Below are 24768 nucleotides of genomic sequence, written 5' to 3'. Positions count from 1 at the left end.
TAGAAAATGGGCAGACGGTTTTCTTTTTATCTCCAGCATGACAGTATGAAGTGTGGCATAGCCTGCCTTCAGATGGTCTGTGACTTCCATGGCAGGAAAATCTCTGAGTTCAGACTGAGCAATCTGTGCTTTGCCACAGCAGAAGGCGTTTCCCTGCTGGGTATCAGTGAGGCAGCCACGGAACTGGGATTCGAGACCATAGCGGGAAAAGTACCTGTGGATAAGTTGTCCCAGGCACCCCTGCCCTGCATCCTCCACTGGAACCAGAACCATTTCGTCGTCCTCTACAAGGTCAGGCATAACCGGAAGTTCTATGTTGCTGATCCGGGGAAGGGACTGATCACGTACAGCCGGGAGGAGTTCTCGAAGCACTGGGTAAGCACGGTTAGGGACCAGATAATCCGGCAGAAGATCCGAGCGAGATAACAGAAAAAACAATTCTGATTTGATTATCAAAGCGTCACATTTTCGAGTTAATTTTGTATAACAAAACAGACTAATCTATTATCTGTCAGACTCTTGCATTATTTTAGCAGTGTGACGCCCCCCCCCCAAAAAAAACACGTAAATATTTGGAGTTCTCATTCTTTCGGGATAACTTTGGTATATCAAAATGAGATATAATAAGTTAAGATATGAAGCAGAGAACCTTAATTTTAATTTTATGTTGTGGCATGACCACTTGTTTTCAACCTCTTTTTGCCAACAAAGAATTGACAGATCCTATGTATAATGAGAATGAAGATTACATTCCTACGCATCAAGGACCAGTAAGACGGTTGGCATATCATGCATCACCAATTACCCTTATTAATGACGGAACAGAAGCAACTATTACCTTCTATCAAGGCTACACCAATTGCAAGATTCTTGTATACAAAGATGGTATGTTTTTTAGTTCTTCCACTTATGCTACCATTCCAGCCGGATATATGGAAACACTTACTTTTAATGGACCCGGTTCGTATGAAATAGATATTCTGTCAGAAGAAAAAACGGTGTATAGTACCGAATTGGATATAAAATAATTTGACATATAATCTTGCTAGCACATTATATCCAGACCTTACTGGTAAAAAGGAGCGGATGTCGAAAAGCTATATGAGTAGATATACAACTAAATGATGACTAAAATGATGAAATCTATTTTTGAAGAACTTGATGCAGAAGAGTTGAGTAAAGTAAAAGCTGGTAAGGCAAGTGTGGAAAATAGCATACAGGAGTTATCTGAGGGTAATTATGGTTATGCTTTAAAATGTTGCAGTGATAATGATTCTACTGGTGTTAAAAAGCTAAGACAAAACACGCCACCTAGCAAGTGTTTTTGAACAAATTTTGTTATAAAGGTAACTTTATTCCTTGCATAAAGTTTGTGTAAATTATGACTAATTGAGAGGCTGTTTAAATTTCTCAATTAGCCATTTAATGAAAATATATCATGCAGTATTATACATTAAATAGTATTTTTGTTCTACGAGAAAATAAAAAGGGAAGGTATATTTTGTACAATAAAATAATATCTAAAACATATTTTATTACAACCAAGCTATATTATATGCTCAAATATTTTCAGAATCAATCCATTTCTTTTCTTGATTTAAATAAAGAATGTGAAACTTATAAAGTAGATGCAACTGATTTTTATGAGCTTATGGCAAAAGATGAATTTAAAAATGTTTTAGTTCCAACAAAAGACAAAAATAAAGCGGTAGAATATAATATACCCAATAATCTTTCTCCTTATACATATGTCAGTCCAGAAAGAGTTGATCTTTTTATAACAAAACATTGTAACCTTGCTTGTAGACATTGTTTTGAAGGCTCTGCACCTTCTTTTAGGATTAAAAGATTTACAAATAGGGAAATAAATAGAGTAGTTTCCCAATTGGAATCTGCAAATATTAAAATTTTAAAAATAACTGGTGGTGAACCTTTTTCTCATCCAGATATTAATACTTTTTTAAAACGAGTTTCTCAATGTCATTTTAAAACTATAATTCTTACAAATGCTTTATTATTAAATAGTACACAGATTGACTTGATAAAAAATAATAATATGCAATTGGGAATATCATTAGATGGGATTACAGCTGAAACATATGATTATATTAGAGGAAAAGGAACTTTTAATATGTTGCTTCCAATTCTTCAGGAGATCAGTTATAAAGGCTTGATATTTAGTATTACTTGTACCATAAATAAGATAAATTTATTTCAAACAGGAGCTCTTATAGATTATGTCCTGGATGATTTAAAGGCACAATCTTTATTGCTTGGCAGATTACGTCCAATGGGCAGAGCTAATTACAATTCAAATTTAGTTTTATCAGAAGAAGAAAACAAATATGTTCGCAACATATATTTTAAGAAGAAAGAAAAATATAAAGATAGATTAGTTCTAGCTGATGATTCTACTTTAAAAGTTAAATCTGAAAGTAATATCATATCTTGTTCAGCGGGAAACAGCATTATTGCTTTAGATGAAAACTTTGATGTCTATCCTTGCATCTTTGGAGTTGGGCATCCAGCTTACATAATGGGGAATCTCCTAACTCAAGATCTAGAAACTATCTGGGGTGCTGAAAAATGGAAAATTTTCAGAGGTGGAACACACTTAGATGATTTAAGGGACTGTAGAAAATGTAAACTAAGCAAAGAATGTATAATGAAGAACTGTAGGCTAAAGCCTGTATTTGAAGGAAATACATTTTTAGATGCAATATCATATTGTGAAAAGAAAACTCAAGGATAAGATTTCAACGTAAGTAAAAAACATTAAAAAATAGAACAAATTGAAAAAGGTATTTTTCATCTTGTTTTTCTGTATATGCCCTATTACTTTATTACGGGCCCAAACAATAGCAGGTAAGATTATAAATGAGAAAAAAGAACCTGTTGCTTATGCCAACATAATCTTGTTGGATCAGAAGGATTCAACTTTTATAGAAGGGACAACAAGTGATGGCAACGGAGATTTCAGTCTGAATAGAGGCAATTCCAATAAATATTTGATAAAGGTTTCGTCTATCGGTTATATCACACAGTTTGTACATTACCATAATGATACAAAGCTTACCATAATGCTGAAGGAAAGTGACAAGATTCTCAATGATGTCGTTGTTAAAGGGCACCGCCCTGTCAGTTATCTTACAACTGAAGGTCTTCTGACGCATGTCCGTGGAACAGTTTTGGAAAAAATTGGTACTGCAGAAGATGTATTGAAGTTCATTCCAGGTTTGCTGGCAAGTAATGGAAGCTATGAAGTCTTTGGAAGAGGAGCTCCCATTATCTATATCAATGGCAGGTTATTACATGACCAGACGGAGTTGGACAGGATAAAGTCAGAAGATATAGTCAGTGTGGAACTCATAACAAATCCCGGGGCGAGATATGCTGCTTCGGTACAGGCGGTTTTGAAAATCAAGACGAAGAAGGTTCAGGGTGAAGGTCTGGGGACAGACTTACGTTCTGCCTACAGTCAGGGCATATATTCCAATTTTGAGGAACAGGTCAGCTGGAATTATCATCATAGAAAATTCGATGCTTTTGGGACGTTCTACTTTGCTAAAGGGAAAAACAAAGATATAAGTACGATCACACAGGATGTAAGAGTGGATACACTTTGGCATCAAGATAATTATCAGGCACATCGGTATATAAATAGGACACTAAAGGAATCCATCGGACTGGACTATATGTTTAACGAAGAGAACTCCATCGGAGCATGGTATACGATTACCCTCAACCCTGATGGTAGCAACCATACTGTCTTTAATTCTGATATTAGTGCCAACGGTACTTATTTTGACAAACTTAAAGACCGAATAGATGCGACTGTTTATTATAGGCCTTCACATCTTTTAAATATGTACTATCATGGAAAGATAGGTGTTACAGAACTGGACTTTGATGCGGATTATCTATTTGATAAGGATGGCAATAATACAAAGACGGCCGAAATCAGTGAAAGCCAGGGAAACAGGACTGTAACATCAGAAAGTAAAGAACGTAATATACTGTTTGCCTCGAAACTTATTCTGAGTCATCCTCTTTTAGGGGGGAAAGTGAGTATCGGAGCAGAATATACAAAAACGAAACGAAATGATGACTATATTAATAATGAAAATTATGTACCTCTATCACTGAGTATGCTCAGAAATCAAAATGAAAGTGCCTTCATGGTATATAACATTCCATCAAAGATAGGATCGTTTATGGCCGGATTACGTTACGAGCATGCATCCTTTGACTATTATGAAAACCATCAGCTGGTCAAGGAGCAAAGCCGTAATTTTTCGAATCTTTTTCCAAGTTTCTCATATAACAAGTCATTCGGTAATTTTCATTTGCTGACAGGATATACGCTTAAAACCAGCCGTCCTTCCTATCACCAATTAAGTAACAACGTTACATATATCAACCGGTATATGGTACAATCCGGGAATCCTCTGCTGGACAATGAGATTATACATCATATATCATTTCAGGGCCTTTGGAAATTCATACAGTTGGATCTGGGTTATAACGACCGGCGTAATGCCATCATCTATTGGACAGTTCAGGAGGGGAAAAGAACTTCCGTAACCCGTTTAACCTATACGAATGTGAAAAGTTTAAAAGATTTTTCAGCTTTCCTATCCATTACGCCACAAATCGGTATATGGTACGGTCAGTTCAATGCCGGAATTGTAAAACAATGGTTACATCTTGATGCATCAACAGACAGACAGGTTATGAATCGCCCCGTATTTGTAAGTACGATAAATAGCATTTTTAAATTTCCTCATGAATGGAATCTGTCTTGTGACATGACTTACCAGAGTAAAGGAGATGACGAAAACAATTATTTGCTGCGTAGTTATTTTGTCGGAAATGCCGGAATCGTAAAAACCTGGTTTAAAGACAAGATTTCTTTGAAGTTATCCGTTTCAGACATGTTCCATAGTGCAAAATATGGTGAACTCATGTACTGTAACAGGTTTCAGTCATCTCAAATTTCACGGTCAGACAGTCGTAATATATCTTTGACATTCCGATATAAGTTCAATATAGTGCCTAACAAATATAAAGGTACAGGTGCCGGTAATGATGAAAAGAGCAGACTATAAACAATTATAAGAAAAATGGGCAGACGATTTCCTCTTTATCTCCAGCATGACAGTATGAAGTGTGGCATAGCCTGCCTTCAGATGGTGTGTGACTTCCATGACAGGAAAATCTCTGAACTCAGGCTGAGCAATCTGTGCTTTGCCACGGCAGAGGGCGTGTCACTGCTGGGTATCAGTGAGGCAGCTACGGAATTGGGATTCGAGACCATAGCGGGAAAAGTACCTGTGGATAAGTTGTCCCGGTCGCCTCTGCCCTGTATCCTCCACTGGAACCAGAACCACTTCGTTGTCCTTTACAAGGTCAGGCATAACAAAAAGTTCTATGTTGCTGATCCGGGGAAGGGACTGATCAAGTACAGCCGGGAGGAGTTCTCGAAACACTGGGTAAGTATGGTCAGGGACCAGACACTCTGGCAGAAGATTTGGACAAGAATAATAAAGGAAATCGGAGTGATTTGATCGTCAAAGCGTCACATTTTCGAGTTAATTTTGTATAACAAAATAGGATAACAGATTATATGTCAGGCCCTTGCATCATTTTAGCAGTGTGACGCTCCCAATAAAAAAAGCACGTAAATATTTGGAGTTCTCATTCTTTCAGAATAACTTTGGTATATCAAAATGAGATATAATAAGTTAAGATATGAAACAGAAAACCTTAATTTTAATTTTATGCTGTGGTCTGACTGTTTATTCTCAGACTCTTTTTGCCAACAAGGAATTGACATCTCCTATGTATAATGAGAATGAAGATTACATTCCTACACATCAAGGACCAGTAAGACGGTTTGCATATCGTACATCACCAATTACCCTTATTAATGACGGAACAGAAGCAACCATTACCTTCTATCAAGCCTACACTAATTGTAAGATTCTTGTATACAAAGATGGCATGTTTTGGGGTTCTTCCACTTATGCTACCATTCCAGCCGGATATATGGAAACACTTACTTTTAATGGACCCGGTTCGTATGAAGTAGATATTCTGTCAGAAGGAAAAGCAGTGTATGGTACTGAATTGGATATAGAATAATTTGACATATAATCTTGCTAGCACATTATATATCCAGACCAGACTGGTAAAAAGGCGGACCTTCTTAGAAACGTTAAAATCCAAGATAGTTAACATATTAAGAACTTAAAACAAATTATTATGAATGATTTTTTAAATTTACCTTCAGAGGTTTTAGACAATCTCTCTAAAGAAGACATGGCTATGGTTGTTGGTGGTATCGAAAAAAAGAGTAATACCATAAATAACGGAACAGGTTGCGGCTGTGTACCAGCACAACGTCAACAATAATATCTTTAGGAGGGTGTATCAAAATGAAAATGCTATCCTCTACATGTTACGAATCGTAACTAACAAAGATAAAAACTATATTTAACTCCATAATATAGGGAAAAGATATGGCTTTTATTGGACCTTATAAATAATCCACTTACAAATTGTTAGTAAGGTCTTTCAAAAATAGAGTTTTGACACACCCTCTATCTCTTCAGCAAAAAAGAACAGCTATGAGAAAAAATAAATATCAAATTTGGGTATCCTTAAACGAGAATCTGTTTTTACACTATAATTCATTTAGCGATAAATACATTCTCATGAACAAGGATAACCACGAGTTATATGAAAATAGCACACCCGATATTTTGGAGAAAATGAATATGGAATTATTCCATAAATTAGTCAATGCAGACTATTTTGTGCAGGATGATTTTAGGGAAACTGATATTATTATATACAAACGTCTTTCTCTAAAGACAGATACAACACTTTATCATGTTGTCATAAACACAACACTGGATTGTAATCTAAAGTGCTGGTATTGCTATGAGCATAAATTTAAAGATAGCATATTAAAGGATAAGATTATCCTTTCGATAAAGAAGAATATCGAATTACATTATAAAACAAATCCTTATACCACTCTTAAAGTATCTTTCTTTGGTGGAGAACCGTTTATGAATTCTACTGCTATAGAAGATATTTTATCTTTTTCAAAATCATTCTGTAAAAAAAACAACATCCGTCTAATAGCTGATTTTACTACTAATTCAATACTTATTACCAAGAAGAATATATCTTTTTTAAAGGGCTATGATTGCTACTTTCAAATTACATTAGATGGAAATCGAGAACAGCACAATAAAGTCAAACACATTAAGGGTTTAGATACATATCAATTGGCTCTAAATAAAATATATGCTTTAGTGAAAGAAATACCTAAATGCCGGATATGGGTAAGAATAAATTATGATGCAATCACCTTATCCCATATAGATGAAATCCTAAAAGATTTGGAAGTTCTTGATAGAGATAAAGTATTTCTAATTGTCAGAAAGATATGGCAGGTTTCTTCGGATAAAATAGATACTCTCTTATTATTAAATTCCATACAAAAGATTTTTGATAGAGGTTTTGTAGTTGATTGCTATCCGTTAACTACAAACAGACTCTGTTTTGCAGAGCGACTAAACCAAGTTCTTTTTAATTATGATGGTAAAATATTTAAATGTTCTACCATTCCAAAGTTTGATAAGCAACATTCAATGGGCGAATTGGACATCCCAACAGGAAATGTAATATGGGATCAAAATAAAATATCACAAATTACCAAAGTAATGTATTCTATGAAATGTCAAGATTGTGGCTTATTTGGCTCTTGTTATGGAGCTTGCAACAAGACTCTATTACAATATCCCGATCAAGACTTCTGTATTCTAAAAGAAATAGGTATGGATATGCGTGAATACCTAATGTATAATTTTAAGCTAAGTTTGCAGTCTCATCATACAGTGGGAGTAGATAGCACATCCTATAGTGAATAGTTCTATTTGCACCAAGTATCACGAAATTTCATTGATAAACACTAAATATGATTTTGAACAAGTCTCTAAATATATTGTTACTTCGAAAGAGTATATTCATCTTTATAACTTTATTACTTTTTCCTATTATATGTTGGGGACAAAAGATTAAAGGTAAGATAACGGACAAAAAAGGTTCTGGTATTCCTTTTGCAGATGTGGCATTGCTATCTCATGACAGCACCTTTATAAAAGGAGCAATAACTAAGGGAGATGGGACTTTTACGATCAATTATGATACATTGGCTTCCATAATAGTCAGGATTTCCTGTGTAGGCTATAAAACGAAGTTTATTACTCAGCCCAAAAATGATATTGGTAACATTATATTACAGGAAGATGAAGCTATATTAAGGGAAGTTACTGTAAGAGGAAACAGACCAATCTATAAAATGACAGATAATGGATTGGTAACAAACGTATCAGGAACCATGTTGGGAAAGGTGGGCACTGCCGAGGACGTGTTAAAGTTTGTTCCAAGTCTGAGGAAAACGGACAATGGATATGAAGTCTTTGGCAAGGGTGCGCCGCTTATATATCTGAATGGGAAAAAAGTGAGAGATCTGACAGAACTGGACAGATTAAATTCTGAAGACATTAAGGATATTACCTTGATCTCTAACCCTGGTGCTGAATATGATGCTTCGGTGCATGCTGTCTTGAAGATAAGGACATTGCCTAAGAGAGGAGATGGATTTGGAGTCAACTATCGTCAAGTGTTAGGATTTGCTCATAAGTTCCTTCATGAAGAACAGTTGGATTGGAATTATCGAAAGAGGGAGTTGGATTTATTTGGCACCATCTATTATTCACAAACGGATGACAAGCAGAAACAAACTAACTATCAGACCATTCAAGATGGAAAAGTTTTAGCGCTTAATAGCGCTCTCAGTATCTACTCGAAGAATAACTATGGCAATGGTATTGTTGGTTTCAATTACAGTTTTGGAAAGAAACATTCCATAGGGGCAACGTATACGCTTGGTATCCCGTTCCGTAATCAAGGATATTGGGAATCACTGATGAATGTAAATGTTGCAGAAAAACAGACAGAACTTTTGAAGGATCATTTCAACAGCAAGGCGAAGGTATTACCGGATCATGATGTCGCAGCATATTACAGTGGCTTAATTGGAAAATTACAGGTTGATTGGAATGGAGAATGGTTTCTTTCAAGGACTGACAATAAGCAGGAATCCCTTGAACGTGAGCAGCTGAACGAGGATAATCGTACTGTATTAACTAATTATGACAATAAAAGTCAGTTGTATGCTACGAAATGGGGCGTTTCTACTCCTCTTGCAATCGGAAACATTTATGTCGGGAGTGAATATACCGATATTTTAAGGAATAGCATCTATACGGTGAAAGGAAACAGTAATTTATTGCCTGATGACAGTGATGACAGAACTACTGAATGGAGTCTGGCTGGCTTTTCATCCTATGGGGTGGCGATCAATAAGGTGAAATTAGATGCAGGGATAAGATTTGAGCATGTTTCATTTAAGTACTACAATCATGACACTTATGTGGCAGGACAAAGTCGGACATACAATAATGTTTTTCCAAATGTTTCTGTTTCTTTCCCTGTAAAACAAGTAAACGTGAATATCGCCTATACAGCTAAGACAAACAGACCCACTTATTCCATGTTGAGCAGCAATCTGCAATATAATGATCGTTATACTTACCAGGGGGGAAATCCAGTCCTGCAACCTTGTCAAACACATACTGCAGAACTGGATGTTGCTTACCATTGGATACATCTCAGTGCTTTTTGGAGATATTATCATGACTGTTTCTACCAATATGTTAAACCTTTTGAAGAAAGCTCTGATATAACCGTCTATTCATTCAAAAACATACCCCATTATCAAGTACTTTATATGGGTATGACTCTGTCACCCAAGTTGAAGTGGTGGCAGCCAATGTTCGACTTCGGCATCCGCAAACAATTCTTTCATGTTAATGAGAATGGCATTCAGACGAAATATGATCGTCCTATAGCATTCTTGACATTCAACAATATTTTTCAGTTACCCAAGAATTTTATGCTGAATGTAGATATGGACTATACTACTAGTGGGCATTCTACAGCCATAAAATGGCAGTCAAACGAAGGGGTCAATATTGGGATATATAAACCGTTCCTCAAAGATAAACTCACGTTAAATCTCCAAGTTAAGGATATTTTCAATTCTTATAAAACAGCTAACTGGCTATGCTATGGAGATTATAATATCCATAAATGGGATAAAAGTGATAGTCGGCAATTGTTGCTGACCTTACGTTATAAATTCAATACTGTAACAAGTAAATATAAGGGCATAGGTGCCGGTAATGACGAAAAGAATAGGTTGTAAATTATAAGAAAATGGGCAGACGATTTCCTCTTTATCTCCAGCATGACAGTATGAAGTGTGGCATAGCCTGCCTTCAGATGGTGTGTGACTTCCATGACAGGAAAATCTCTGAAGCCAGGCTGAGCCAACTCTGTTTTGCCACGGCAGAAGGCGTATCCCTGCTTGGTATCAGTGAGGCTGCCACGGAACTGGGATTCGAGACCATAGCGGGAAAAATGCCCGTGGACAAATTGTCTCAGGCACCCCTGCCCTGCATCCTCCACTGGAACCAGAACCACTTCGTCGTCCTCTACAAGGTCAGGCATAACCGGAAGTTCTATGTCGCTGATCCGGGGAAGGGACTGATCAGGTACAGCCGGGAGGAGTTCTCGAAACACTGGGTGAGCACGGTCTCCGGAGGTGAAGAGAAGGGCATCGCCCTGTTTCTCCAGCCTTCCCCGAAGTTCTACCGGTTGAAGGAGGACCCCCAGAAGAAAATACATTCCTTCCGTTTCCTCTCGGGTTACGCCCGGCCTTACCGGAGGTATTTTGCCCAGATCATCCTCGGACTGGTTGCTGGCAGCCTGCTGCAACTCGTCCTGCCTTTCCTCACCCAGTCCATCGTTGATGTCGGTATTGCCGACAGGAATATCGGCTTTATCTGGCTGATACTCATCGGGGAACTGATGCTCACTTTCAGCCGTACGGTCATCGACTTTATCCGCCGCTGGCTCCTGCTGCATATCAGCATGAGGGTGAACATCTCGCTCATCAGTGATTTCTTCATCAAACTCCTGAAACTTCCGATGTCATTCTTCGATACGAAACTACTCGGCGATCTCATGCAGCGGATCAATGACCATACCCGTGTGCAGGACTTCCTCACCTCGAAGACTCTTACCGTGGTGTTCTCGGCACTGACCTTTGTCGTCTTCGGTATCGTCCTGCTTCTCTACAGCCGTCTGATCTTTATCGTCTTTATCCTCGGCAGCCTCCTCTACGGCCTGTGGATAACGGTCTTCATGCGGAGGAGGAAGGTACTGGACTATGCCCTGTTCGAGAAGGAGGCGGAGAACAACAACCGGACGTACGAGTTTCTCACTTCCATGCAGGAGATCAAGCTCCAGGACTGTGAGCAGCGCAGGCGCTGGGAATGGGAGGACGTACAGGCGGATGTCTTCGACGTACAGATGAAGAGCCTGAAACTCCAGCAGTCGCAGGAGGCGGGGAGTATCTTCATCAATGAGGTGAAGAATATCCTGATCACCGTCCTTTCGGCCACGGCGGTCATCCACGGTCAGATGACACTGGGTATGATGCTTGCCGTGCAGTACATCATCGGACAGTTGAACTCGCCCGTGGACCAGTTGATGTCGTTTATCTATTCCCTTCAGGACGTGAAGATCAGTCTGGAGCGGATCAACGAGATCCACTCCCAGGGCAATGAGGAGGACAGCCACAGGACGGTTGCCTGTCTCCGGAATGCGGAAGAAGGTATCCAGGTGGAGAAGGTCTGTTTCAAGTATGATCCCCATGCCCTGAAGAACACCCTTGAGGACATCAACTTTGATATTCCAGTGGGAAAGGTGACGGCTATCGTGGGAGCCTCGGGCAGCGGCAAGACGACCCTTGTCAAACTGATGCTCGGCTATTATCCCGTAAGCAGCGGGGATATCAGGGTATGCGGAACGGACATCGGCAGCCTCAACCTGAAATGGTGGCGCCGGCAGTGCGGCGTGGTCATGCAGGAAGGGGTCATCTTCTCGGAGTCGATCGCACGGAACATAGCCGTGGGAGACGGGGAGATAGACGTGGAAAGACTGGACAGGGCGGCAAAGATGGCCTGTATCCGGGACTTCATCATGGGCCTTCCGCTGAAGTTCAATACGAAGATCGGACGGGACGGCATAGGACTGAGCCAGGGACAGAAACAGCGGATACTGATCGCACGAGCGGTCTACAAGGATCCGGACTTCATCTTTCTGGACGAGGCGACCAACTCCCTGGATGCCCGCAACGAGCGGATGATCGTAGAAAACCTGGACAAGTTCTATAAGGGCAAGACCGTTGTCATCGTCGCCCACCGCCTGAGCACGGTCAGGGATGCTGATCAGATCATCGTGCTGGACAAGGGGCATATTGTCGAGAGGGGCAACCACCGGACGCTGACGGCAAAGAAGGGATATTACTATGAACTGGTGAAGAACCAACTGGAACTGGGAAACTGAAAGGAAGGCATTCGGATATGGAGAAGACAGAACAGAACAAGATAGAACTCCGCAGCGGAAAGGTAAGGAACATCATCGGGCAGATCCCTCCCTTCTGGGTCAGGACAGGCACCGCCGTGATCATACTGATCCTGATTGCCTTAGGCTATGCAGCCTGGAAGGTTCCGTATCCGTTTACCGTGGAGGCCGGCGGGACCGTAGAGAAGTTTGTCCCTTCTGGATTCAGGGGGAATACAGGAAAATATGATATCCGGCTTCTGGTCCCATACCGCTACAATGATTATTTCCATGAGCCACGCAGGGTATCCCTCACCTTTGAAGGCAGGGATGACGTTTCCCTGTCCTTCAGAATTGATAGGGTAAGCGATTCGGTGATCACAAGGGACGGAGAGGATTATTTCTCTGCCTTCATATCCATAGAGGACTGGGACGCTGTACGATACCGGCTGGCCTCTGGTATGAAAGTACAGGCGGTCTGTACGGTCAGTGACAAGACGGTCTGGCAGAGAATCTGGGCAAGATAATAGAGAAAATCCGAGTAATCCGATTATCAAAGCGTCACATTTTCGAGTTAATTTTGTATAATAAAATAGACTAATATCTTAATTGTCAGACATTTGCGTCATTTTAACAGTGTGACGCCCTCAAGGAAAAAAGTACGTAAATATTTGGAGTTCTCATTCTTTCAGAATAACTTTGATACAGCAAAATGATATCTAATAAGTTAAGTATGAAACAGAAAACCTTAATTTTAATTTTATGTTGTGGTCTGACTGTTTATTCTCAGACTCTTTTTGCCAACAAAGAGTTGACATCTCCTATGTATAATGAGAATGAAGATTACATTCCTACACAGCAAGGGCCAATAAAACGGTCTGTATATCGTATATTGCCTATTTTGGTAATAGAAAACGGAACAGAAGCAACTATTAGCTTCTATCAAACGTATACCAATTGTAAGATTCTTGTATATAAGAATGGTATATTCTTTGATTCTTCCACTTATGTTACCATTCCAGCCGGATATATGGAAACACTTACTTTTAATGGATCCGGCTCGTATGAAATAGATATTCTGTCAGAAGGAAAAGCTGTATATAGTACCGAATTGAGTATAAAATAATTTGACATATAATCATGCTAGCACATTATATATCCAGACCAGACTGGTATAAAGGAATGCAGATGCAGAAAAGCTATAAGAGAGTAAGCAAAATCTATAATCATTTTTATAATGAAGGATTTAAAATATCAGATAGAACACCTTGAACCTCTTAATTTGAAAGAGCAAGGTGAATTGCATGGAGGATTTGTTTCTATAAACGTTAGAAAAAAGCCTAATTCCCCTCAGCATGTGAACTATTTTCAATGTGGATGCGATAATTATTGTCCTAAGCATAGATGCTAATATTTTAATCAGCAATAAGTCGACTATTGCTGATTTTTAATTTAACAAAAAATGAAAAAAAGCGAATTCAATATATTAATTCCTTTTGGAAAGGCCATTATCATATATAATACTTTATGGGATAGTGCAATTGCCATTAATCGCAAAGATGCTAATCTATGGGGAATTGATAATGAATCAGATTTATCTTCTTTAGATAGCAGGATTGCTAACATTCTTATTAACAAGCACATTATTATAGAAGATTCTGTTAATGAATTAGATATCATAAAAGAAAGACTTAATAAAATCAATAATTCTCAAGACCAATTTGAGATAATAGTTGTTCCTACCTTGGCATGTAACTTTTCGTGTTGGTATTGCTATGAAAATCATAACACACAGGATATAATTTCTATGACTGAAATAAATAGCATTATTTCAATGTTATGTAAAATTATAGTCCAAAATAAAAAGATACAAACTATCAAAATTCAATTCTTTGGCGGGGAACCGATGTTATGCTTTGATACTGTCATTAAACCATTAATTATTGGAATAACAACTAATACTCAACTTAACAAGAAAAAGTTGAGTATAGGTATGACAACTAATGGATATTTGCTATCATCAGATAAGGTCTTGTTTTTTAAGAAATTCCCTATTGAATGCTTCCAAATTACGATAGATGGAAATAAAGCTCGGCATAATTTAGTCAGGTATTCTTATAAAGGCGAAAACACTTATGACGTTATTATAGAAAATATTAAAAATATTATTCAAAATGATATGCATGTAGTCCTTAGATTAAATATATCTGAGAATACAAATCTGATAATAAAAGATTTACTAAATAGTTTCGAAGATGTTAGAGATAAAATAAATTTCTTACACTTTTCCATACAAAAAGTCTGGCAAGCAGGTGAAGAAGTTTACCATACAATAGATCAAATAGTTAAACAAATAAGAGACAAAGGATACGATGCAGCAACTTATTTTACAAACCCTTCATCTATATGGCAAACTTGCTATGCAGATAAGAAAAATCATCTGGTAATGAATCCAAATGGAAAAATATTTGGTTGTACTGCTCGCAACTTCAGTAATAAACAGATTGAGGGTCAATTATTGCCCAATGGTGACATCAAATGGTTCCCCTTACACCAACGTAGAAGATTAATATCTCCATTAGATTTTCCATCCTGTTTAAACTGTAAAATCTTACCTATTTGTATTGGGGGATGTTCTCAACACTTAATGGAAGCAAAAGATAAAACATCATGTCCTCTATGTATGGATGATAATGTTAAATTAGTATACGCAAAACGAGTATTAAGTGAAAAATTAAAATACTAATTTGATACATGAAAAAAACAGTTTTTCTCTTTCTGTTCTATGTAATAGCCTTGCATCTTTCGGCTCAAACTACAGTAAAAGGTGTTGTTGTTGATGAACACCAGAAGCCTTTACCGTTTGCACAACTCACATTGAAATCTTCTAAAGACTCTTCTTTTATAAAAAGCGGGAGTTGTGATAGTATAGGAAGATTTGCACTGACTTGCAAGAAGTTGCCTGTAATACTGTCTATAAATTATATTGGATACCAGATTAAAGAGATTGTGTATTCGTCTTCCGAATTTAAGAGAATAGCCCTTATCCCTGATACCATTTCCCTTCATGATGTGATCATCACAGGCAGACGCCCCAGGATGAAACTCACGGCAGAAGGTGTATTGACCAGTATCAGTGGAACGGTATTAAGTAAAGTAGGAACAGCAGAGGATGTGTTGAGTCATATTCCGATGATCCGTAAGACTAAAGATGGCTTTGAGGTCTTTGGCAAGGGCACGCCTCTTATCTATATCAATAATAAGGAAATGCGTGATGAGAGCGAACTGCAGCAGCTGAAATCATCCGACATCCTCAGCATTGAGTTAATCACAAATCCTGGTTCGAGATACGATGCTACCGTTAAATCGGTCATCAAAATCAAAACCCGCAAAGCTGTTGGTGACGGATGGAGCATTGATACATGGGGACGCTATGGGAAAGGGCGTAAAGATAAAGGTGATGAGACCTTGTCTGCTGACTTGAATTACCGTAAAAGTGGTCTGGATCTATTTGGCTCTGTATGGACAGATCATAATAAATCCATTCAGTATGCTACAATGAGCCAGGATGCAAAATCAGGGAAACAAATTCACGAGGAAGAGGTCATGGACAACCGGATGAGAAATCTGGATATCCAGTTGATTGGTGGGGCTGATTACGATATTAACAACCAAAGCATGGGTATTAAATATACGATGTATGTTCCAACCACGAATAAGATCTTTACGACTTTCAACAGTCAGGTATTTCAGAATAGCCAGCTCTTTGATAATCTCCGGAACAACACTTCTTCGAAGACAAAAGGGGATGTAGGTTCTACTATCAACACTTATTATGTAGGCACTGTCGGAAAAACGGAAATAAATTTCAATGCGGATGAGTTGAATGATGGCTACAAGGAGAAGAATGCCATTGATGAAAACAGCCAGGCCCAGGATAATCGTCATCTGGATACAGAGAACAGGGTAAGGAACAATCTCGTGGCCGCAAAACTCTCACTTACATTCCCTTTGTGGAAAGGAAACTTCACCTGGGGGTCAGAAGATTCCTATACGTACCGCAAGGATGACTATTCCAACCCGCAAGGATATGTAGCTTCCTCAAATAGCACCTTACATAATTATAATCTTGCGACCTTCATCGATTATTCTCATGACCTGCCTTTCGGAACTGCTGAAGCTGGAGTAAGATACGAACATCTTGATTTTCATCATGACGGTGACAAGAAACAAAGGAAAATATATAATAATGTGTTCCCGACTTTTTCTTTCAATACCCAGATTAGTAATGTTCAGTTACAGGCTGCATATTCTCTAAAGACGGCACGGCCTACCTATAGGCAGTTAAGCAATGATGTTTTTTATGCTAACATGTACAGCATACAAAAAGGAAATCCGATGCTGGAGAATTCAACGATACATGATGCTTCTCTGACCATGATATGGAAATTCCTGCAATTCAATCTTGACTATACAGACAGACGCAAGGACATCATATACTATATGTATCCCGAATCAGAAAATTCCGATGTTGTCATTACATCTTACAAAAACTTACATAGCGTCAAAACCATTACCCCTTTTCTTGATGTGGCTCCTGCCATCGGCAAATGGAATCCGGATTTGTCCATAGGCCTGAGCAAACAGTGGCTGACAGCAGCATCCTTCTCCGGAGAACAGAAGTTCAACAAGCCTATCTGGATGATTGGTTTCAATAACACTCTTGAATTTGGAAAGAATTTCATAGGAGAATTGAATTTCAACTACCAGGGAACAGGGAACTCAGAAAACGTGTATCTTTCAAAAAGCACTGTAGCTCTGGACTTAGGACTTACCAAAACGCTTTGTCATGATCATCTTATCTTGAAAATTGCCGGAGAAGATTTATTCAATCGTAATAATGACAGTAACATTTTGTATTGTCCTGCAGCCCAGTTATCACAGGACAACAGATATTATAAGCGTCAGGTCGTCTTTACCATCCGCTACAGATGGAATACAACAGGCAAAAGATATAAGGGTACAGGTGCCGGAAATGATGAGAAGAGCAGATTATAAATTATCATAGTATGGGCAGACGATTTCCTCTTTATCTCCAGCATGACAGTATGAAGTGCGGCATAGCCTGCCGGAATGCTGTACGATACCGGCTGGTTTTAATATTTAGAAACATTAACTCCAGTTCTACATATTGAACCTAAATTTATGATTATAAATGGAAAATAAAAGAATAATATCTCTAATCCTGTTTTTATTCTTATGTCATATTAACAATGAAGCTCAAAACACACATATCATCGGATCTTCGCAAATAGAGATTAGATATGGTGTGACACAGGGGAAATACAAGGATCTTTATGTCTTACGATACGGGGGAAACAAAAGCCAGTATTTCTGCTACAACACGTTGATGAGAGACTCCATGATTGCATCCGGTCACGTTGATGCTGTCATTGACATGCTGGAACAATCCGAGGAAGCAAAAACTCATCATGACGATTCTGATGTAATGCCTCAAAGTTCGAACTCTTCTGACTTCATCTACCGCAATCTGAAAGAAGGTAAGTTGTCTGTATATTCCTCTATATTCGGTTCCAGATATGTGTATGAAGAAGATATTCCCCGGATATCTTGGACTATTCGGGAAGATTCCACTGCGACCGTATTCGGATATACCTGCCACTATGCCTCAACGATCTTTCGTGGGCGCAGATGGGAAGTCTGGTATGCTCCGGATATTCCTCTGGACCTGGGTCCCTGGAAATTCTCCGGTCTGCCGGGACTGATCCTGCAAGCAGATTGCAAAGGTTTTATCCATATTGAGACCTGCGGAATATCCGATAAGAATCTTATTCCACTCAAATTCTACAATCTTCTCCATCGCAAGTTTCAGCCTATCGACCGCAGGACTTTCCTGAAAGCCAGAACAAGCCCCCGTTCCTATCCTAAAGGAAGTATCAGGATACCGGATATGGAATTGGAATAAAATCAGAACGTCATGAAGGTATTGATAACCTTATTCATCTGCCTGTTATTCCCTTCCATTCTGTCTGCACAGGTCAAGGTGACGGGAACGGTTGTGGATACGGACAAGAATCCTCTGGAAGGGGTGATCATTCAGGCTAAGGATGCCTCAACTAAAAAGATGGCTGCCTTCACACAAAGTAACGGTAAAGGTAACTTCCTGCTCCAGATCCCCGCCGGATGTTATCTGGAATGTGCTTACCTCGGATTTAAGAAAAAAGTCATTTATACTATTGCTTCCGGTCCCCTCCATATCGTCATGGAACCGGACAACTTCACCCTGAAAGAAGTCAAGGTCAAGGCGGATAGGGTCAAGGTCAACGGTGATACGCTGAACTATACCGTAGGAGCTTTTGCCAACAAGAATGACAAGAGCATTGGGGACGTGCTGGCCCGTATCCCTGGGTTTAATGTCAACAAGAAGAACGGACAGATCTCCTATGAAGGCAAGTCGATCAGCCATTTCTATATCGAAGGGATGGATATGCTCGGCAATAAATATGGCACAGCCACCGGCTCGCTGCCACAACAGGATGTGGGGACCGTACAGGTGATGCAGCATCACCAACCTATCCGAGTGCTGGAGGATTTTACTTTCTCTGATGATGTCGCTGTCAACCTGAAGATGAAGAAGGATGCCAAATCACATTGGGTCAACAGCATAGATGCCGGTACGGGATTCAGGGACAACCACTTCTTGTGGGATTTCAGTGGATTTGCTATGCGCCTGAAAGATGATTTTCAGACCATGCTGACCTATAAAACCAATAACGTGGGAAAGAATATAAGCCGGGAGACAGAAGATCTTTTCAAACTTGATGAACTTAACGATGATCCGACTGCATATATCCGGCTCGCACCACCCACGACACCTTACCTGGATAAATTACGTACACTTTTCAATACCAGCCATGCCGTTTCCATCAATACCTTGAAGCGGCTCAGTTCGTCTTCACAAACGGGCTTGCAGATCATCTATACCCATGAGGATGAAAAGGCCGAAGGGATGAGCCGGACGGAATACCTGAGGCAGGATGGCAACCGAACCGTAGTGAGCAACAAGGATTTTCACGATAAAGACAACAAGTTATATACTCAGTGGAAATACGAGAAGAATGGTGAGAGACAATACCTCAAAAATACCCTTATCGGCAATTTCTCCTGGGACGATCAGCGACTGGCGGAGACCTGGACCTGGCAGCATCTGCAACAGACCCGGCTTCCGGTATATCATCTGAAAGATAATCTCTACATCATCCGGAGATATGGCAAAAAACTCCTTTCCTTCTATTCCAACAATAGTATGGTATCGGCTCCCCAGTATCTTCTGGTCGACTCCCTCCGTCAGAATGTACACCAACAAAGCTATACAACCGATGATTATATTCGGGGGAGCTTGAAAATTGGTGAGGCTGTACTCTCTTTCCGCACAGGTATCAACGCACAGCTGCACCGTATCCGGTCCCGGCTCTATGGACTGCCCGACAGCATAGGAACAATGCACGGCGAGAACTGTTTCGGCTATTTCAAACTCTATGCCGAACCTGACTTTGAATACAGTTCAAGTGATTTCAATGTTTCTTTGGAGATGCCACTCTGTTACCTCTACGAGAAATACAGTGAGGATAAGGGAGTACGTGAATTCGTGCCGGAGCCTCTGCTCCGCATCCGATGGCAGGTTACCCCCTGTCTGAGATTTTCATTACAAGGCGGACAGACCACTGAACCTCTGGACGCCGGCAGGTTTCACCCTTCTCTCATCTTGCAGGACTATGAATACATTAACCGGGGATATAGTGGTTACCAGCATCAACGGAGCAATAACCTCTCGGCTAATATTCTCTATCAGGATGCCATCCACGGTACCCATGCTTTGATTATGATAAGCCGCTCCTTGATCACAGATCCATACAGTTCTACCCGCGACTTCATCGGCAACTATATTATCCTGTCTGCAACTGATCAGCAATCGAAATCGAGGAATTGGAGTGCGATCACCTTTTTCAGTAAAGGTTTTGACTTTCTCCACGGTATAGTTAATCTGCGGGGCAACTATAACTGTAGCAACACCTCACTCATAGAAGATGGTGTATCTCATGCTTACCAGAGTAATTTTCTTTCTTTGCAAAGTAGCCTTGACCTGTCATTCTATCAGGATATGCACCTGACTTACAGCGTTACCTTCAGCCGCAACCGGATGGAGTCTGAAAGTCTTTCATCCAATACAACGATCAACAACTGGCATCACGACTGGACATTGACTGTCCCTTTCAAGATGATTGCCTTTGATCTTCAAGCTGAATATGATCACAATCAACTCCTGACCAGACAATACAAGGATTTTTTCCTCGTTGATGCCGGCATAAAATACGATATAAAGCATATCGGATGGGAATTGGATTTCAGGAATATCTTTAATAAAAAGACCTATTCGTATGTGTTGAATGAGGATCTGATCCATTCTTGTTCGATGAATAGGATTCGGGGCAGAGAGATTATGATCTCTGCAAGTTTCCATCTTTAACCACATATAATAATCAGAACTGAAAAGAGATGGCATCGTGGTATTAAATGGATCATGATGCCTTTGGAAATTTAATAATTTGTTTATTTGCTTGAATATCATTGCATTACGGTTCTTGTTGATAATAGATTTGAGAATTTTAAAGAATAGATTTGAGAATTATTGCTTGCAGATTTGAGAATATTTATATAGCTTTACCCATTATTTATAGTCCTGAATCTATTCAGGATGTCAGCCGATATGAGTAGAACATAATAACCTGTATGTGGAAAAAAGTACTTTGAATCGAATGAAACTTTCGGAAGGTTCCTGGTGGCAGGAATCCGGGATTTATCTGATTCAGAAAATGTTTTTCATTTATATTCTATTTTTTCCTTATTTGTGTGTCACAAAACTGGTTCTTTTGCGTAATCCATATAGAAACGAAATGAAGTATGACTGCTGACGAGTTTCAACATGAGGTAAAGCGCTTGCGCCCACAACTTATTTCCATAGCCAGGCATTATATCGGCAATGGTGACGAAGTTGAGGACATCGTTCAGGATGCATTTCTGAAGATGTGGCTCATGCTCGATCAACTTAAGTTGCCTGTCGCTCCTTTGGCCAAAGTGCTTGTGCGCAATCTGGCTGTCGATCATCTTCGCCGGTATCATTCGGAATTGAATATTGATGATGTACAAATATCTGTTGAGGAGCAATCATACGATGGTATCGAACGGATGATGAAGATTATCCGAGTATTGCCCTCATTGCAGCAGACCATTCTTCGCCTCCGTCATATAGAGAATATGGAAATGAGTGATATAGCCCTTTTGATGGGATCTACAGAGACAGCTGTAAGAAAAGCTCTCAGCCGGGCACGGCAGGCAGTCAGAAAAGAATATTATAAAAAGTATCAATCATGAATCAACAAGACGATATACAGCAACTTGTCAACCGCTTCTTTGAAGGTGATACTACACTTGCAGAGGAACACCGGCTTTATGAGTATTTTCGCACGCATGAGGTGAGTGAAGAATGGAAACCTCTTCGACAGATGTTTCTGGATATGGAGGTTGTCAGCATCCCAAAGACGAAAGCAACTGTGAAACCATTACGTCATTGGCATCAGTCGCTTATGGCAGCGGCGGCAATCTTTATTGGAGTCATTGTCGTATCAATATGGTTTGTTCATCGGCAGAATACTTGTGTGGCTTATATCTATGGTCAGAAAGTGACGGATCGGGCTGTAGTGATGCATGAAGTGCGCAATACTATGGGCATTGTGATGGAAGGGAACCCAGGCGTTGATCATGAACTGAAAGGATTATTTGAATAAACGAGAAAGGAGTCAAAAGATGGACAGACGCATCATACTATTTCTAATGTTCCTGTTTTCTGTGGTGGGTATGCAGGCACAGACAGGGCTTGCTGTTAATCCTGTCTTCAAGGGAGACGTCATTCCTGCTTCGAGGATGGTGGAGACATCCGTGCGGGGACGTTCCTTGAGCCAATATCATCTCTCTTATTATCATAGTCTGCGTTTTGAGGCCTCTAAGAAAGAACTGTTGACGATTAACCGTCTTTTTGATCAGGACTGTAAGCAGTCTATAGAGACCTATCGCATAAAGAAAGGCAGTCATGACTGTAAGTTGATTATCAGTTTGCAGCCACAGGGGCGTACACATCGTTTTCTCTGTCTTTCTATTCAGAACACCAGTGTTACCTTGGTGTATATGGAGGGGTCTGTAGGCAGTCTTAGAGAATTAAGGAAATTATTGGAAAACTAATAAATAGAGAATATGAAAAAACTTACCTTTTTTATGATGCTTGCTGTCTGCATGACGGCATCTGCGAAAAACGCTAATGACACTATCGTTGTCAGAAAACCTAGGATAGTAACTGTTATCACCGGTGATTCCCTGCAGAAGGTGGATATCAGAGGTAGTGAATCGGATTCAACTTATCATTATGCTAATACCATCCAACTTACGGATAGCAATTATGTCTCAACTGCGCGGATAAATTCCAGTGATTTTGGTTTCAGTATAGGTGGTATCCGTAGAGACCATCATGCTCATCATGTGGAGATTACCAGTGACCTGGCTATAGGATGGACCTCGGCTTTAGGCGCGCCGGCAAATATGAATACCCGGGTGTTTTCTTCATGGGAAATATGGTATATCATAGCTCAATACAACTGGCATCCATGGGAGAGCAGTAAGGATCAGTTAGCTATTGGTTTTGGTATTGACTGGCGCAATTATCGGATGAACGGCAATCAATATTTTTCAAAGGTTGCCAATGGTGTTACGGGGCTGCAGGCTGTTCCTGACGGTGCAAACCTGAAGTTTTCACGTATTAAGGTAACGAGTATCACTGTACCATTGCTTTACAGGCATTCCTTATCGAGAAGATTCAGACTGTCTGTAGGTCCGGTAGTTAATTTCAACTATCATAGCAGCATACTCACAAAGTATGAGTTGAATGGGGAAGAGGTAAAGGACAGGGCAAAGGACGTACATGTGAATCCGGTCACTGTTGATTTTATGGCAGTGCTGAAAACACCATGTCTCAGCTATTATTTCAAGTACAGTCCATGCAATGCTTTGGATACTTCTTTTGGACCGAAGTTCCAGACTTTGTCATTTGGTATCTATTTATAAGGAGGTGCAAGGAATTAGTTGGCAAGATTATTTGTTAACTTCAAATTAGATTGCCGGCTATTTCTGCAAAGTACTTTTGGAGTTGATAGCGGTCTTCTAAGTGCAAAGTAATTTGGTGTTTTAAATTTTCTTCTATACCTTTGCCGTATTTATAGGTCAATACCAGTCGATGAATAATAATGAAATTGTCGATTCATGTTTTTCATAGACTGGTATCAATAAGAAATAGTCAATTTGAATGAAGAAAGCAAAGAGGTACTATAAGACTGTGAAATACGGGTTGGCAGCAGTATTGTTCCTGCAACCTTTTAGAGTGGCTGCAAAGACGAATATCATAGAAAAACGACCCTTTAGCGTTGCCTTGGAGGCATCTATGGACTCATATAGTACATGGTCGCTTTTACCTTCAATAAGTTTTAGGCCCATACCTTATTTCGAAGTATCAGCCGGCCTGCGTCTGACTGATTTTATTGGAAAGGAAGATGATTATTCTGTCGGTGGAGTAAGCTATGCTTCACATCACTTATGGAACCTGCATGATCCTTCTGATTTTATCTATCATTTTGCATTTCAACCGGAGGCAAAGGTGTATTTGCCTGAAATTAAACTGGATAATGTCGGTGACCGGCTTTTCCTTACTTTGGGAGTAGGTATGATAAAGCCTCTTACCAATCTGTCAAAAGGTCTTGTAGAGTATTTCCCTGAAGTGAACGGATACGTCGGAGTTGATCATGTGGAAAGAATTGAAAATCGCTGCAGGGATATGAATTGGTATACTTTTGGGGAAACAGCAGTTGGTCTTACAGATGACAGGTGGACCGTTTCATTGGGCTACCGACTCTCTGATTATGACGTCTATGGTAGTGCCAGAGAACTTTATGTTCAAGGGCAGAAAGTTAAATTTGATAAGGAGAAAAGCAACAGTGAGTTGTTTCTTAGTATATCATATACCCTTTAATATATTGTGAATTCGTCGGATCCATATAATCTTGCTTACCGTTATCAGCAAAGATAAATGTGTGAAGC

General features: G+C 39.7%; 22 protein-coding genes. All 22 read left to right on the top strand.

The features are described from left to right. Positions 1 to 6: 6 nt before the first annotated feature. The 22 genes from ACYRYG_RS06855 (at position 7) to ACYRYG_RS06750 (ending at position 24700) form a co-directional block, all read left to right on the top strand. Positions 7 to 426, top strand: coding sequence for a cysteine peptidase family C39 domain-containing protein (locus ACYRYG_RS06855; protein ID WP_460197874.1), 420 nt, complete (start codon positions 7 to 9; stop codon positions 424 to 426). Positions 427 to 635: 209 nt separating this feature from the next. Further along, positions 636 to 1028 carry a hypothetical protein gene (locus tag ACYRYG_RS06850; RefSeq protein WP_460197873.1) on the top strand — a complete coding sequence of 131 codons (393 nt, stop codon included), beginning with the start codon at positions 636 to 638 and terminating at the stop codon, positions 1026 to 1028. 105 nt (positions 1029 to 1133) lie between these two features. After that, the gene (locus tag ACYRYG_RS06845) at positions 1134 to 1328 is read left to right on the top strand and encodes a hypothetical protein (RefSeq protein ID WP_460197872.1); all 195 of its coding nucleotides are present in this window, start codon (positions 1134 to 1136) and stop codon (positions 1326 to 1328) included. Between the two features lie 227 nt (positions 1329 to 1555). Next, positions 1556 to 2752, top strand: coding sequence for a radical SAM protein (locus ACYRYG_RS06840; RefSeq protein ID WP_460197871.1), 1197 nt, complete (start codon positions 1556 to 1558; stop codon positions 2750 to 2752). A gap of 40 nt (positions 2753 to 2792) precedes the next feature. After that, complete coding sequence (locus ACYRYG_RS06835; protein WP_460197870.1) at positions 2793 to 5108, top strand: outer membrane beta-barrel protein; 2316 nt, start codon at positions 2793 to 2795, stop codon at positions 5106 to 5108. 15 nt (positions 5109 to 5123) lie between these two features. Beyond that, complete coding sequence (locus ACYRYG_RS06830; protein ID WP_294730287.1) at positions 5124 to 5567, top strand: cysteine peptidase family C39 domain-containing protein; 444 nt, start codon at positions 5124 to 5126, stop codon at positions 5565 to 5567. A gap of 184 nt (positions 5568 to 5751) precedes the next feature. After that, on the top strand, positions 5752 to 6144 hold the full coding sequence (locus ACYRYG_RS06825; RefSeq protein ID WP_460197869.1) for a hypothetical protein: 393 nt from the start codon (positions 5752 to 5754) through the stop codon (positions 6142 to 6144). Positions 6145 to 6264: 120 nt separating this feature from the next. Next, positions 6265 to 6414, top strand: coding sequence for a hypothetical protein (locus ACYRYG_RS06820; RefSeq protein WP_294730283.1), 150 nt, complete (start codon positions 6265 to 6267; stop codon positions 6412 to 6414). 215 nt (positions 6415 to 6629) lie between these two features. Further along, positions 6630 to 7943, top strand: a complete 1314-nt coding sequence (locus ACYRYG_RS06815) for a radical SAM/SPASM domain-containing protein (RefSeq protein WP_294730281.1) — start codon at positions 6630 to 6632, stop codon at positions 7941 to 7943. A gap of 47 nt (positions 7944 to 7990) precedes the next feature. After that, a complete protein-coding gene (locus ACYRYG_RS06810) occupies positions 7991 to 10345 on the top strand; it encodes an outer membrane beta-barrel family protein (protein WP_294730279.1) in 2355 nt (784 codons plus the stop codon). 11 nt (positions 10346 to 10356) lie between these two features. Next, positions 10357 to 12552 carry a peptidase domain-containing ABC transporter gene (locus tag ACYRYG_RS06805; RefSeq protein WP_460197868.1) on the top strand — a complete coding sequence of 732 codons (2196 nt, stop codon included), beginning with the start codon at positions 10357 to 10359 and terminating at the stop codon, positions 12550 to 12552. Between the two features lie 17 nt (positions 12553 to 12569). Further along, positions 12570 to 13076, top strand: a complete 507-nt coding sequence (locus tag ACYRYG_RS06800) for a hypothetical protein (RefSeq protein ID WP_460197867.1) — start codon at positions 12570 to 12572, stop codon at positions 13074 to 13076. A gap of 206 nt (positions 13077 to 13282) precedes the next feature. Next, a complete protein-coding gene (locus tag ACYRYG_RS06795; protein ID WP_293427865.1) occupies positions 13283 to 13675 on the top strand; it encodes a hypothetical protein in 393 nt (130 codons plus the stop codon). Positions 13676 to 14011: 336 nt separating this feature from the next. Further along, entirely contained in the window at positions 14012 to 15295 is a 1284-nt protein-coding gene (locus tag ACYRYG_RS06790) for a radical SAM/SPASM domain-containing protein (protein WP_293427867.1), read from the top strand. A gap of 8 nt (positions 15296 to 15303) precedes the next feature. Then, on the top strand, positions 15304 to 17607 hold the full coding sequence (locus ACYRYG_RS06785) for an outer membrane beta-barrel family protein (RefSeq protein WP_293427869.1): 2304 nt from the start codon (positions 15304 to 15306) through the stop codon (positions 17605 to 17607). Positions 17608 to 17764: 157 nt separating this feature from the next. Beyond that, a complete protein-coding gene (locus ACYRYG_RS06780; protein ID WP_293427872.1) occupies positions 17765 to 18535 on the top strand; it encodes a GLPGLI family protein in 771 nt (256 codons plus the stop codon). A gap of 12 nt (positions 18536 to 18547) precedes the next feature. Next, positions 18548 to 21097: a hypothetical protein gene (locus tag ACYRYG_RS06775; protein WP_293427874.1), complete on the top strand. Its 2550-nt coding sequence runs from the start codon at positions 18548 to 18550 to the stop codon at positions 21095 to 21097. A gap of 434 nt (positions 21098 to 21531) precedes the next feature. Further along, entirely contained in the window at positions 21532 to 22002 is a 471-nt protein-coding gene (locus ACYRYG_RS06770; protein WP_294730253.1) for an RNA polymerase sigma factor, read from the top strand. Continuing rightward, the gene (locus ACYRYG_RS06765) at positions 21999 to 22415 is read left to right on the top strand and encodes a hypothetical protein (protein WP_460197866.1); all 417 of its coding nucleotides are present in this window, start codon (positions 21999 to 22001) and stop codon (positions 22413 to 22415) included. Before ACYRYG_RS06770 ends, ACYRYG_RS06765 begins: the two co-directional genes overlap by 4 nt. Before the next feature lie 19 nt (positions 22416 to 22434). Beyond that, a complete protein-coding gene (locus ACYRYG_RS06760; RefSeq protein WP_293427880.1) occupies positions 22435 to 22866 on the top strand; it encodes a DUF6108 family protein in 432 nt (143 codons plus the stop codon). A gap of 12 nt (positions 22867 to 22878) precedes the next feature. Continuing rightward, positions 22879 to 23742, top strand: a complete 864-nt coding sequence (locus ACYRYG_RS06755) for a hypothetical protein (RefSeq protein ID WP_460197865.1) — start codon at positions 22879 to 22881, stop codon at positions 23740 to 23742. A 238-nt stretch (positions 23743 to 23980) separates the two neighbouring features. Beyond that, complete coding sequence (locus tag ACYRYG_RS06750) at positions 23981 to 24700, top strand: hypothetical protein (protein WP_460197864.1); 720 nt, start codon at positions 23981 to 23983, stop codon at positions 24698 to 24700. Positions 24701 to 24768 lie beyond the last annotated feature (68 nt).

The organism is Segatella asaccharophila (genome assembly GCF_054687055.1).
The sequence above is the reverse complement of the archived record's forward strand: the minus strand, read 5'-3'. Positions and strand labels throughout refer to the sequence as shown.

Coding starts and splice junctions, on each gene's coding strand:
- ACYRYG_RS06755 (WP_460197865.1), top strand. CDS start 22,879: ATGAAAAAACTTACCTTTTTTATGATGCTTGCTGTCTGCATGACGGCA.
- ACYRYG_RS06790 (WP_293427867.1), top strand. CDS start 14,012: ATGAAAAAAAGCGAATTCAATATATTAATTCCTTTTGGAAAGGCCATT.
- ACYRYG_RS06795 (WP_293427865.1), top strand. CDS start 13,283: ATGAAACAGAAAACCTTAATTTTAATTTTATGTTGTGGTCTGACTGTT.
- ACYRYG_RS06760 (WP_293427880.1), top strand. CDS start 22,435: ATGGACAGACGCATCATACTATTTCTAATGTTCCTGTTTTCTGTGGTG.
- ACYRYG_RS06750 (WP_460197864.1), top strand. CDS start 23,981: ATGAAGAAAGCAAAGAGGTACTATAAGACTGTGAAATACGGGTTGGCA.
- ACYRYG_RS06770 (WP_294730253.1), top strand. CDS start 21,532: ATGACTGCTGACGAGTTTCAACATGAGGTAAAGCGCTTGCGCCCACAA.
- ACYRYG_RS06800 (WP_460197867.1), top strand. CDS start 12,570: ATGGAGAAGACAGAACAGAACAAGATAGAACTCCGCAGCGGAAAGGTA.
- ACYRYG_RS06830 (WP_294730287.1), top strand. CDS start 5,124: ATGGGCAGACGATTTCCTCTTTATCTCCAGCATGACAGTATGAAGTGT.
- ACYRYG_RS06845 (WP_460197872.1), top strand. CDS start 1,134: ATGATGAAATCTATTTTTGAAGAACTTGATGCAGAAGAGTTGAGTAAA.
- ACYRYG_RS06850 (WP_460197873.1), top strand. CDS start 636: ATGAAGCAGAGAACCTTAATTTTAATTTTATGTTGTGGCATGACCACT.
- ACYRYG_RS06785 (WP_293427869.1), top strand. CDS start 15,304: ATGAAAAAAACAGTTTTTCTCTTTCTGTTCTATGTAATAGCCTTGCAT.
- ACYRYG_RS06840 (WP_460197871.1), top strand. CDS start 1,556: ATGCTCAAATATTTTCAGAATCAATCCATTTCTTTTCTTGATTTAAAT.
- ACYRYG_RS06855 (WP_460197874.1), top strand. CDS start 7: ATGGGCAGACGGTTTTCTTTTTATCTCCAGCATGACAGTATGAAGTGT.
- ACYRYG_RS06825 (WP_460197869.1), top strand. CDS start 5,752: ATGAAACAGAAAACCTTAATTTTAATTTTATGCTGTGGTCTGACTGTT.
- ACYRYG_RS06780 (WP_293427872.1), top strand. CDS start 17,765: ATGGAAAATAAAAGAATAATATCTCTAATCCTGTTTTTATTCTTATGT.
- ACYRYG_RS06775 (WP_293427874.1), top strand. CDS start 18,548: ATGAAGGTATTGATAACCTTATTCATCTGCCTGTTATTCCCTTCCATT.
- ACYRYG_RS06820 (WP_294730283.1), top strand. CDS start 6,265: ATGAATGATTTTTTAAATTTACCTTCAGAGGTTTTAGACAATCTCTCT.
- ACYRYG_RS06815 (WP_294730281.1), top strand. CDS start 6,630: ATGAGAAAAAATAAATATCAAATTTGGGTATCCTTAAACGAGAATCTG.
- ACYRYG_RS06765 (WP_460197866.1), top strand. CDS start 21,999: ATGAATCAACAAGACGATATACAGCAACTTGTCAACCGCTTCTTTGAA.
- ACYRYG_RS06810 (WP_294730279.1), top strand. CDS start 7,991: ATGATTTTGAACAAGTCTCTAAATATATTGTTACTTCGAAAGAGTATA.
- ACYRYG_RS06805 (WP_460197868.1), top strand. CDS start 10,357: ATGGGCAGACGATTTCCTCTTTATCTCCAGCATGACAGTATGAAGTGT.